General features: G+C 68.6%; 12 protein-coding genes and 1 pseudogene. All 13 read right to left on the minus strand.

Features of this window, described 5'->3' with window-relative positions; genetic code table 11:
• On the minus strand, positions 1 to 403 hold a 403-nt coding region (locus Q8814_RS20285), incomplete at its 3' end, for a DivIVA domain-containing protein (protein WP_330153800.1).
• 151 nt (positions 404 to 554) lie between these two features.
• The gene (locus tag Q8814_RS20290) at positions 555 to 845 is read right to left on the minus strand and encodes a YggT family protein (protein ID WP_330153801.1); all 291 of its coding nucleotides are present in this window, start codon (positions 843 to 845) and stop codon (positions 555 to 557) included.
• Between the two features lie 126 nt (positions 846 to 971).
• Positions 972 to 1,640, minus strand: coding sequence for a cell division protein SepF (locus tag Q8814_RS20295; RefSeq protein ID WP_330153802.1), 669 nt, complete (start codon positions 1,638 to 1,640; stop codon positions 972 to 974).
• A 32-nt stretch (positions 1,641 to 1,672) separates the two neighbouring features.
• Positions 1,673 to 2,413 (minus strand): YggS family pyridoxal phosphate-dependent enzyme, encoded by a 741-nt coding sequence (locus Q8814_RS20300; protein ID WP_330153803.1) that lies wholly within the window; start codon positions 2,411 to 2,413, stop codon positions 1,673 to 1,675.
• Positions 2,410 to 3,171 (minus strand): peptidoglycan editing factor PgeF, encoded by a 762-nt coding sequence (pgeF, locus tag Q8814_RS20305; RefSeq protein WP_330153804.1) that lies wholly within the window; start codon positions 3,169 to 3,171, stop codon positions 2,410 to 2,412. The genes Q8814_RS20300 and pgeF overlap by 4 nt, the downstream gene beginning before the upstream one ends.
• Positions 3,168 to 4,373: a cell division protein FtsZ gene (gene ftsZ / locus Q8814_RS20310; RefSeq protein ID WP_330153805.1), complete on the minus strand. Its 1,206-nt coding sequence runs from the start codon at positions 4,371 to 4,373 to the stop codon at positions 3,168 to 3,170. Before ftsZ ends, pgeF begins: the two co-directional genes overlap by 4 nt.
• A 185-nt stretch (positions 4,374 to 4,558) precedes the next feature.
• Complete coding sequence (locus tag Q8814_RS20315; RefSeq protein ID WP_408015949.1) at positions 4,559 to 4,918, minus strand: cell division protein FtsQ/DivIB; 360 nt, start codon at positions 4,916 to 4,918, stop codon at positions 4,559 to 4,561.
• Positions 4,904 to 5,785 (minus strand): annotated as a pseudogene (locus Q8814_RS20320) (FtsQ-type POTRA domain-containing protein); the annotation flags it as partial. The gene Q8814_RS20315 and the pseudogene Q8814_RS20320, both read right to left, overlap by 15 nt.
• Positions 5,782 to 6,936 carry an undecaprenyldiphospho-muramoylpentapeptide beta-N-acetylglucosaminyltransferase gene (gene murG, locus Q8814_RS20325; RefSeq protein WP_330153806.1) on the minus strand — a complete coding sequence of 385 codons (1,155 nt, stop codon included), beginning with the start codon at positions 6,934 to 6,936 and terminating at the stop codon, positions 5,782 to 5,784. The pseudogene Q8814_RS20320 and the gene murG, both read right to left, overlap by 4 nt.
• Positions 6,933 to 8,417: a putative lipid II flippase FtsW gene (gene ftsW, locus Q8814_RS20330; protein WP_330153811.1), complete on the minus strand. Its 1,485-nt coding sequence runs from the start codon at positions 8,415 to 8,417 to the stop codon at positions 6,933 to 6,935. Before ftsW ends, murG begins: the two co-directional genes overlap by 4 nt.
• A 56-nt stretch (positions 8,418 to 8,473) precedes the next feature.
• Positions 8,474 to 9,967, minus strand: a complete 1,494-nt coding sequence (gene murD / locus Q8814_RS20335; protein WP_330153807.1) for a UDP-N-acetylmuramoyl-L-alanine--D-glutamate ligase — start codon at positions 9,965 to 9,967, stop codon at positions 8,474 to 8,476.
• Positions 9,968 to 9,971: 4 nt separating this feature from the next.
• A complete protein-coding gene (gene mraY / locus Q8814_RS20340; protein ID WP_330153808.1) occupies positions 9,972 to 11,051 on the minus strand; it encodes a phospho-N-acetylmuramoyl-pentapeptide-transferase in 1,080 nt (359 codons plus the stop codon).
• On the minus strand, positions 11,048 to 11,491 hold a 444-nt coding region (locus Q8814_RS20345), incomplete at its 5' end, for a glutamate ligase domain-containing protein (protein WP_330153809.1). The genes mraY and Q8814_RS20345, both read right to left, overlap by 4 nt.

Here is an 11,491-nt window from a genome sequence, read left to right on the forward strand (position 1 = left end):
CGGCCGTCGCATCGCCGGTGAGCCGGTCTGCCATCTCCTGGGCCAGTCCGAGCACCGTCGCAGCCTGCATGCTCGCGTCGCCGCTCGACGGCGCCGCCGCGGCCACGGGGGCAGGCGCGGGAGCGGGTTCCGGCTTCGGCGCTTCGACGACGCGTGCCGGCTCCGGCTTGACTGCCTGCGGCGCAGGAGCACCGGCCTGACGAGGCGCTTTCTTGGCTTCGGCGAGCTCCTGGTCGAGTTCGGCAACCCGCTGACGCAGGTCGGCGTTCTCCTCGATCAGGCCTGTCAACTCCTGCTCGACCAAGTCGAGGAAGGCATCGACCTCGTCCTCGTTGTACCCACGCTTCCCGATCGGAGGCTTGCTGAACGCGACATTGTGCACATCAGCTGGAGTCAGCGGCATGGAAGGATCCCTTCACGCGTCGAGTAAGCGGTCAAGCAGGTGTTCACCGAGAACAACAGTGCGTCACGCGTATCAAAACCCACTGTATCTGGCATTCCATTCTGGCACATTGCGACGTTACCGCCTTCCCGAGCCACGGCAGGCCGGCCCGTCACGCGACCCCGCCGCGAGGGATGAACGCCATCAGGAAGTACACGATGAACAGCAAGACCATGATGGACAGGTCGAGCCGTATCCCACCGAGATTCAGCGGGGGAATCAGCCGCCGCAGCAGTTTCACCGGCGGATCGGTGACCGTGAAGATCGCCTCGAGGACGATCACCACAAAACCGGACGGCTTCCAGTCCCGTGCAAACGTTCTGATGAATTCGACGATGATCCGCCCGATCAACAGAAGCCAGAAGATGAACAGCAGGAACCACAGCACCTCGAATACGGCCACCCGACCACTCTGCCCGACAGAGCCGAGCCGATCAAAACCGAAACGCCCGGCCTGCAGTGATCTGCATTATCGCCGGGCGTTTCGTCCGTTTCTTCGTCCGCTGCGAGGGAAACGGTCTTCCAGTGGCTACTGCTGACTGTAGAAGCCGGTTTCCGCGATCCGGCGGCGCTCCTCCGCGGACACGTCGATGTCGGCGGGAGACAGGAGAAACACCTTCGTAGCGACCTTGTCGAACGAGCCGCGCAACGCGAAGGCCAGACCGGCAGCGAAGTCCACCAGTCGTTTGGCGTCCGCGTTGCTCATCTCGACCAGATCCATGATGACCGGGGTGCCGTCGCGGAACCGCTCACCGATCGTCCGCGCCTCCCCGTAGTCGCGGGGACGCAGTGTGGTGATCTTCGACAACGGGCCTCCTTCATCGAACAGCGCCCCGCGACGGGCTTCGGTCCGCTCGAGGCGGGATTCCGCGGCCATCGCCGAACGCCCGGGCGCACGACCCGGCGCGGCTGCGGCACGTGGGGTGCGCGCCGTGATCGGCTCGACGCGGGCCGGACGGGCCGAGGCTTCGAATCCGTCGAATTCGTCCGGGGCGAACTCACGCATCGGCTCCTCGCGCCGCACCGGTGGGTACTCGTCGCGCCGCGGCGGCGCATACCCCCCGTAGGGGGCCTCGCCGTAGTCGCGATCTCGCTCCCGTTCGCGGCGCACGCTACCCGGATCGTCGAGGTAATCGTCCTCGTAATCCTCGAGCGGCACCATCCCGAAGTAGGCCTTGAACTTGTGGAGACTGCTCATCGATCGCCCTTCCCTCGCATGGCGGATGAAGATCAGGCTAACGGTCGCGACCCCATCACGGCTGTTCCGACACGCACACACGTCGAACCCCACCGCACTGCATGCTCGAGGTCACCCGACATGCCCGCAGACAATTCCGAGGCCTCGGGATGCTCTTCCCTGAGCCGCTCATGCAACGCCGCCAGCTGCTCGAACGCGCGGTCGGGCTCCCACCCCAGCGGGGGTACACCCATCAGTCCGCCGAGTTCGAGCTCTTCGGCGCCCGCGACTTCGGCGGCCAGCAGGGGCAGCTCGGCGGCAAGGACGCCACCGCGCTGCGTATCGCCGTCCAGGCTCACCTGCAACAACACCCGCACCGGATCCGACCGTTCCTGCGCGTCATATGCAGCGCGTACCCCTGTGGCCAACGCGCGGGTGAGCTTGGCACTGTCCACCGAATGCACCGTGTGCGCCCATCGCGCCACGGCACGCGCCTTGTTGCGCTGCAGCCGTCCGATCATGTGCCACTGCACAGGATCGGCGACGGATTCCCGGAACTCGGCGATCTTCGCGCTCGCCTCCTGTTCACGCGATTCGCCGAACGCCCGGCATCCGAGTTCGTACAGCAGCACCACATCGGACGCCGGGAAGAATTTTGTGACCGGAAGCAGCACCACATCCGACGGCGGGCGTCCGGCGGCACGGGCGGCGGCCGCAAGCCGTGCCCGTACCGCAGCCAGTCGCTCGGCGAGCTCGTCGCGCCGCGCATCGCGGGCAACGTCCCTCTCACTCACGCCGTCGCCTCCGCCACCCCGCCCGTATCGGACTGCTCCTCGAGCCAGATGATCGATGCGAACCGCCCTGTCGGAGCGCCCCGGCGGTGACTGAACAACGTCGCATCGTCGATGGTGCATCGCGGATCCTCCGCGACGGCGGCAACCCCGTGTTCGAGCAGTTGCCGTCGCAGACCGGCATGCAGATCCAGACCCGGCGTGCCCTGTGCCGTGTGCGTGGCACTGCCCGGCAGGTGCGCTTCGACGTCGTCGCGCATCGCCGCGGGCACCTCGTAACGGCGTCCGCTGGCGGCCGGCCCGAGGAACGCGCCGATCCGTTCGGGTCGGGCGCCCTGCTCGATCATCACCTCGAGAACGCGCGGCACGATACCGATACGCGCACCGATGCGGCCGGCATGCACGGCCGCGATCACGCCGGCCTCCTCGTCGGACAGCAGCACGGACACGCAGTCGGCGCTCGCAGTGACCAACGCAAGGCCGACTTCGCGGGTGACGAGCGCGTCGGTCGCGGGCACCGGTCCCGAGACCGGGCCCTCGACCACGGTGACGTTTCGGCCGTGGATCTGCTCCATCCACACGAACCGCTCCGGCGGCAATCCGAGGACGGCCGCGAGGCGACGCCGGTTGGCCGCGACCGCGGCCGGATCGTCGCCCACATGATCGGCGAGATTGAACGTGTCGTACGGAGGTGGGGAGACGCCGCCCGCCCGGGTGGTGACAACTCGGCGAGCCCGCAACCTTTTCCGGGGTGAGGTCAACGGCGCATGAAGATCGGCACGTCGACGTCGTCGTCGCCGTCGTCGTCCGTTTCCACCTGGCGCGGAGCGTTGCCTCCGACCGGCGGCAGTCCACCACCCGAGACAGGGGCCGGCTCACGAACGGGCGACTCCTCGGGACGGTCGCGATCGGACCGGCCGATGTCGCCGGCTCGTCCGGCACCGATGTTGCCGGCGCGGGAGGCCGGCTGCTGCGCCTGCTGCTGACCGGCCGCTTCCACGGGCCGTCGAGCCGGTGTGTTGCCGTCGAAACCGGCAGCGATCACCGTGACGCGGACTTCGTCGCCGAGCGAGTCGTCGATGACGGTGCCGAAGATGATGTTGGCATCGATGTGCGCGGCCTCCTGGACCAGGGACGCCGCTTCGTTGATCTCGAACAGGCCGAGGTCCGAACCGCCGGCGATGGACAGCAGCACTCCCCGAGCGCCCTCCATCGATGCTTCGAGCAGCGGCGAGTTGATCGCCGCTTCGGCGGCCTTGATGGCACGGCCTTCCCCGCGGGACGAGCCGATACCCATCAGCGCGCTGCCCGCACCGGACATGACGCCCTTGACGTCGGCGAAGTCGACGTTGATCAGGCCGGGGGTGGTGATGAGATCGGTGATGCCCTGGACACCGTTGAGCAGCACCTCGTCCGCGGACCGGAACGCGTCCATGAGACTGACCGCAGCATCGCCCAGTTGGAGCAGCCGATCGTTGGGAATGACGATGAGGGTGTCGCACGACTCCCGAAGGGTCTGGATGCCCGTGTCGGCCTGTCCCCCGCGGCGCTTGCCCTCGAACGAGAACGGTCGCGTCACCACACCGACGGTGAGGGCACCGAGCTTGCGCGCGATGCTCGCCACCACGGGCGCCCCACCGGTGCCGGTACCGCCGCCTTCACCGGCCGTGACGAAGACCATGTCGGCGCCCTTGAGCACCTCTTCGATCTCGTCCTTGTGGTCTTCGGCCGCCTTGCGGCCGACCTCGGGGTCGGCGCCCGCGCCGAGTCCGCGAGTCAGTTCACGACCGACATCGAGTTTGACGTCGGCGTCGGACATGAGAAGTGCCTGCGCATCGGTGTTGACGGCGATGAACTCAACTCCCTTGAGTCCCTGCTCGATCATGCGGTTGACCGCGTTCACGCCGCCACCGCCGATACCGACGACCTTTATAACGGCGAGGTAGTTGTGCGGGGGCGTCATGGGCTCTCGCCTTCCTGGGATTTCGGGTCACGCTTGGATCGAATCTTCCTGCAAGTACCGCAAACCCTCAACCACAGCTTGAAGGTTATGTCAAGTACTCCGCTGCCGCGAAACGCTATGGCACTTCGACCGCGATCCGCCAGTGGACGCGCCGACGACACGCCACCAATTTCGAACCGACCTTCTCATCGCACCGTCGGCAGGTCCGGACTGACCACGTCGTACTGCTGTCCGGGTCGAGTCAGAAGCGGCAGGACCACAGCTGCTTTGCGGTCCGACCGGTCCACATCCCCCCACAGCACCACCCGCCCGTCGGCGAGGGTCAGCGAAATGTCGGTCTCCGATCCCGCGGCGATCTCCTGCACTTGCACCCGCAGTTCCGGAGGTAATGCCTCGACCACTCGCACCGCCGCCGAGGTGGCGGGGTCCCCGGTACCCGGCGACGCGGTCACCAGCCGAGGAGTGAACAGCGGTGGGGGCTCGACCGCGAAGTCCACACCTTCTGCGTCGACCGAATGCGTGCCGTCGGGACCATCGAAATACAGGACGGCGACACGTTCGGTGACCATGAGACGCACCGTCGACGGATACACGCGCTGCACGCGCACCGACGCGGCCCGCGGCAGGGCCGCGACCCGCTGGGCGGCGGCCGCCGTGTCCACCTGCAGCAGCGGCGTGCCCTCCGCGACGTCGAGCGCGACGACCCGGCGCGCCAGCGCGGCCGATCCCGGATCGTCGAGACACACCACGAGCTGCCCTCCGGGCGCGATCCGCTCGACAAAATCGTCGAATACCTGGGTGTACGCCTCGGCGGTGCCGTAATAGTCGAGGTGATCGGCTTCGATATTGGTCACGATCACGGTGTCGGGGTCGTACTGCAGCAGCGAACCGTCGCTTTCGTCGGCCTCGGCGACGAAGACGTCGCCGCTGCCGTGGTGCGCGTTGGTGCCGGACTCGTTGAGCTCGCCCCCGACCGCGAACGAAGGATCGAACCCGCAGTGCTGCAGGGTCACGACCAGCATCGAGGTGGTGGATGTCTTGCCGTGGGTGCCGGACACCAGCAGTGTGCGATGTCCGCGCATCAGGGCGGCGAGGACGGTGGGCCGCAACAGCACCGGGATACCGCGTGCGCGTGCGGCGACGAGCTCCGGGTTGTCCTTCGGGATCGCGGCGAGGGTTGTCACGACGGCGGTGGGCCCGCCCTCGAGAAGGTCCAGCGCGCCCGCGTCGTGACCGATCCGCACGTCGGCGCCGCGCGCCCGCAGCGCGAGCACGCCGCGACTCTCCTTGGCGTCCGATCCTGATACCTGGCCTCCGCGAGCCAGGAGAATGCGGGCGATCCCCGACATCCCGGCACCGCCGATGCCCACCATGTGCACCCGCTCGAGTTCTGCGGGCAGCTGCGCGTTCATCGTTCGCTCCTGTTCGGTTCCGCGCCGGCCACGTCCAGCACGATGCGAGCCACTTCGGCAGCGGCACTGCGATGTCCGGCCGCGGCCGCGTTCCGGCCCATCTCGGCGATCCGTTGTGCGTCACCGACCAGCGGAACAACGGTGTCGGCCACGAACGCCGGCGTCAGGTCGGCGTCCGCGACGATCATCCCACCTCCCCCGGCGACGACCGGACGGGCATTGAGTTCCTGCTCTCCGTTGCCGTGGGGAAGCGGCACGTACACCGCCGGTAACCCGACGGCCGACACCTCGGCGACGGTCATCGCACCCGATCGGCAGATCACCGCATCCGCCGCCGAGTACGCCAGGTCCATGCGTTCGAGGTACGGCACCGCCACGTACGGCGCCGAATCGTGCGCCGGGTGCGCCGGCACTTCGAGGGTGTTCTTCGGTCCGTGCGCGTGGAGAACCGCGATACCGGCATCGGCGAGCCGCGCCGCGGCGCCGGAGACCGCATCGTTGAGGGAACGGGCGCCCTGGGAACCACCGAACACGAGCAGCACCGGGCCGTCGGCGGGCAACCCGAAGTGGCGGCGGGCGTCGGCGCGCAGCGCCACTCGATCGAGGCCGGTGATCGATGCGCGCACCGGGATACCCACGATCTCCGCGTCGCCCGTGCGCACGATTCCGGAGCCGGGGACGGCGGCGAGCACTCGCGCCGCTCGCAGTGCTCCGATCTTGTTGGCGATGCCCGCGCGGGCATTCGCCTCGTGTACGACCACCGGAATCCTGCGTCGTCGTCGCAGGGGGCCGGGTCCGGCCGCCAGGTACGCGGGCAGCGCCACGTACCCACCGAATCCGACGATCACGTCGGCCTCGACTCGATCGAGTACCTCCCGTGTGCGGCGCACGGAGTCCAGTACCCGTGCCGGCAGCTTCAGCAGATCCGCGGTGGGTTTACGAGGCAACGGCACCGGTGGAATCAGCTCGAGTGGGTAGCCGCGGCGCGGAACCAGGGTGGTTTCGAGACCGCGCTCGGTGCCGAGTGCGGTGACCTGCGCTTCCGGCATCAGGGCACGGATCGCGTCTGCGACCGCGAGTGCCGGTTCGATGTGTCCGGCGGTGCCGCCTCCGGCCACGACCACGGACAGGGTGGATTGCTCCCCACTCACCTGCGGTTTCCTCGCTCTCCGGTTCTTCCGTTCCCGCCACGTGTACGTGTCGGGTTCTGCCGGGCGCTGCGCCCGGGTTGATCTTGTGGTGTGCGTGCCCTGCGGATGCGCTCGGCACCGCCGCGGTCGGGCTCTCGACGCGCGCGGTTCGACGTGGCGCCGCCACGGGCTCGTTCGCTCCGCTCCAGGCATCCGCCGTCGCGTCCCCCTCGGTCCCGCCCGCCGCCGCGCGGCGCGGCGCCCCGGGTCTCGTCGCGAGGGCGCGGGGCACGCGGCGCACCGGCGCGCGCACGGCCGTCCCGACCGGACAGATACGCTTCCGGTTTGCGCAGTCTGAGCAGCCGCGCGAAGCGGCCGTCCTGGCCCGCGTGCAGCGCCGCGATCGCCTCCGGTTCATGACGGGCCGCGTTCGCGATCAGACCGAACATGAGCAGTGTCGTCGCCGTCGATGTGCCACCCGCCGAGACCAGCGGAAGCTGGAGGCCGGTGACCGGGAGCAGTCCGACCACATATCCGATGTTGATGAATGCCTGGCCGATGATCCACGTCGTGGCAGTGGCGACGAGGAGTCGCAGGAACGGGTCGACCGACCGCATCGCGATGCGCAGGCCTACGTAGGCGAACAAGCCGAACAGGCCGATCACCGCGGCGCCACCGAGGAAGCCGAGCTCTTCGCCGATGATCGCGAAGATGAAGTCGTTGTGCGCGTTGGGCAGATAGTTCCACTTCGCGCGGCTCTGCCCGAGTCCGCGCCCCCAGATGCCCCCGTCCGCGAGGGAGAACTTCGCCTGCCGTGCCTGGTAGCCGATGCCCTGCGGGTCCTCGGCGGGGTTGAAGAAGGCACGCACGCGCGCCGACCGGTATCCGGCGGTGAGAGCAAGGATCACCGCGCCCGTCACGGCGGTTCCGACTATGCCGAGGAACACACGCAGCGGCAGACCCGCGAACCAGAGCAGGGCGAGAACGATGATGGCCAGCGACACGGTGGTGCCCAGGTCGGGCTGCAACACGATCAGGCCGGTCACCAGCAGCGCCGCGGGTACCAGCGGAACCAGCATCTCCTTGAGCGTCGCGTGGTCACCGCGGCGCGAGGCGAGCAGGTGCGCTCCCCACACCGCGAACGTGATCTTCGCGATCTCGGAGGGCTGCAGCGACACGCCGCCGATCACGAACCAGCCGCGCGTGCCCTGCGACATGGTGCCGATGCCCGGGATGAGCACGAGCACGAGCAGGACAACCGACACGGCGAACGCGGGGAACGACAGGCGGCGCAGCAGGCGCACCGGAACCTGCAGGGTCACATAGAAGATGATCATGCCGAGTGCGGCGAACACGACCTGCGAGGTGAACAGGCCGTAGGCCGAATCGGCGACCGCGACCATTCCGACACTCGACGACGACAGCACCATCACCAGTCCCAGCACCGTGAGCAGCACGGCGATGGTGACGACGAGGTGGAAGGAGGCGAGCGGCCGGGCCATCCACAGACCGATCCGCCCCCGTGCCGTCGAGTCCGGCGCGTCGCCGGCCGACGCGATCACCGCTGCGTCCCGCCCCCGCGGAGTTCTTCGACCGCGGCAGCGAAGCTGCGACCACGCTGCGCGTAGTCGGCGAACATGTCGAGCGATGCCGCGGCCGGGGCCAGCAACACCGTCTGTCCCGCTGATGCGAGGTCCGCAGCTTCGCGCACCGCGACGCGCATCGCGGTGGGGCCGTCGGCGCCCGGGATCTGCACGTGCCGGACCGCGGCGCCGAGTCCGGAAATGCCCTGCACACTGGTCATCGTCTCATCGTCGCGCGTGTCGAGCAGGACGACGGGGACCTGCGGGGCGTGTCGCGCAAGGGCCTCCGCGATTTGTGCCGCGTCCTGCCCGAGGAGGACCACTCCGGCAAGTCGCGGTGCCACCTCCGCGACGAGTTCTTCGATCCGGGCGCCCTTGAGGAGTCCACCCGCGATCCATACGACCCGGTCGCGGGCGAGGAGGGAGGTGCGGGCAGCGTGCGGGTTGGTCGCCTTGGAATCGTCGATGTATTCGACGTCGCCGACGACCCCGACGGGGGCGGCGCGGTGGGGGCCGACCTGGTGGCGGCGGAGCCCGTCGTGCACTGCGGAGGCGGGCACGTCGATTGCGCGGGCCAGTGCCGCCGCAGCCAGCGCGTCCGCGAGTCCCGCGGGGCCGGGTGGGGTGACATCGGACACCGCGGCAAGAACCGCCGAATCGGCGAAGGCGCGGTCGACGAGTACGTCACCGCTGATGCCGAGTTGACCGGCATCCGGATAGCCGAGGGTGAAACCGACCGTGAACACCGCCCGCGACCGGTCGCGCAGTGTGCCGGCGATCGGGTCGTCGAGGCCGAGCACCCCGACGGCGCCGGTCAGCGCACCCAGTTTGGCATCGATGTAGTTCTCCATACCACCGTGCCAGTCGAGGTGGTCCTCGGCGATGTTGAGCACGACCCCGGCTGCCGGACGGACGGACGGAGCCCAGTGCAGCTGGAAGGACGAGAGTTCGACGGCGAGCACGTCCGCGCGGGGATCGGCGCGGCGCAGCGCATCGAGCACAGGAAGTCCGATGTTTCCGCACGCGACCCCGGGCACCGCCGCAGCTTCGAGGATCGCGTCGAGCATCATCGTCGTCGTGGTCTTGCCGTTGGTGCCGGTGACGACGAGCCAGCGGCGGGCCGGTCCGTAGATCTCGGCCTGATCGATGTGCCAGGACAGCTCGATGTCGCCCCAGATGGGCACTGCCGCGCCGGCAGCGCGCGACAGCAGCGGAGCGGTGGGCGGGAAGCCGGGGCTCGTAACGACCAGCGCGAAGTCGCGCAGCGCCTCGGGCTCGGCGACGAGAGCGTCCAGATCGGCTGTGTCGGCGCCGAGTTCGGCGCAGTGCGCCAGCGCCTCGGGGTTGCGGTCGGTGACGGTGACATGCGCGCCGAGGTCGGTGAGCGGGACGATCGTGGCGCGACCCGAGATCCCCGCACCGGCCACGAGGACTCGGGCTCCGCGTAAGCGGTCCAGTTCGTACGACACCGCGTCAGTCCCCGATCGCCGCTAGATATTCGCTGTAGAACAGGGCCAGGCCGATCGCCGACGCGATCGCCGCGAGCAGCCAGAACCGGATGATCACCGTGGTTTCCGCCCAGCCACCGAGTTCGAAATGATGGTGGAACGGCGCCATCCGGAACACGCGACGACGGCTGGAGCGGAAGACCGCGACCTGGATGACGACGGATGCCGCCTCCGCGACGAACAGCGCGCCGATCACGACCATGAGCAACTCGGTGCGAGTGGCCACCGACAGGCCCGCCAGCATGCCTCCGAGGGCGAGCGAACCGGTGTCGCCCATGAAGATCTTGGCGGGGGCGGCGTTCCACCACAGGAAACCGATGCACGCGGCGGCACCGGCGGCGCACAGCAGTGCGAGGTCGAGCGGGTCGCGAACGTCGTAGCAGCCCTTGGTCGGCTCCACCGTGCAGGCGTTGCGGTACTGCCAGAACGTGATGATCACGTACGCGCCGAGCACCAGCGACATCGAGCCGGCTGCCAGGCCGTCGAGCCCGTCCGTCAGATTGACCGCATTCGACCATGCGCTGACCAGCAGGTATACGAACAGGATGAAGACGATGGATCCCATCGACACCGTTGCGATGTCGCGGACATACGACAGGTCCGTGCTGGCCGGCGCGAGACCGTCACTGTTCCGGAACTGCAGCGCCAGGATGCCGAAGGCGACTGCGACGACGAGCTGCCCGACGAGCTTCGCCGTCTTGTTCAGGCCCAGGTTGCGCTGCTTACGGATCTTGATGAAGTCGTCGAGGAAGCCGACACCGCCGAGAGCGGTGGTGAGGCCCAGGACGAGCAGGCCCGACGCGGAGGGTCCCTCGGCGTCGTAGGCCATGCCGATCAGGTGCGACCCCCAGTAGCCGGCCCACAGACCTGCCAGGATCGCCACACCGCCCATCGTGGGGGTGCCGCGCTTGGATTGGTGGCTCTGAGGACCCTCGACGCGGATCTCCTGACCGAACCCCTGCCTGCTGAAGGCTTTGATCAGCACGGGCGTGAGCAGGATCGACACCGCGAGGGCGATCCCCGCGGCGAAAAGGATCTGTCTCACCGTGCGTCCTCCGTTCCCACAGCAGTGTTGTCGTCGGCAGTATCCGCGAGCACGGCGTCCGCCACGGTCCACAGCCCGACCGACTGTGACGCCTTCACCAGCACGATGTCGCCGGGACGCAGTTCGTCGCGCAGCAGCTCGATCGCCGCATCCGCGTCGGGCACGTGACTCGCTTCCTCACCCCAGGATCCTTCCATCACCGCCCCTTGGAACAGTCCCCGGACCGGGCGGGTCGCACCGACGGCGACGATCCGGGTGACGTCCAGGCGTACCGCGAAACGTCCGATCGCATCGTGCGCGACCACCGATTCGTCGCCGAGCTCGGCCATCTCGCCGAGAACGGCGAAGGTGCGGCGGCGCGTGTCCCCGGCCCGCGCCATCGATACCAGCGCTTTGACGGCGGCCCGCATCGAGTCGGGGTTGGCGTTGTACGAATCGTC

The organism is Rhodococcus chondri (assembly GCF_036327435.1).
GTDB lineage: Bacteria > Actinomycetota > Actinomycetes > Mycobacteriales > Mycobacteriaceae > Rhodococcus > Rhodococcus chondri.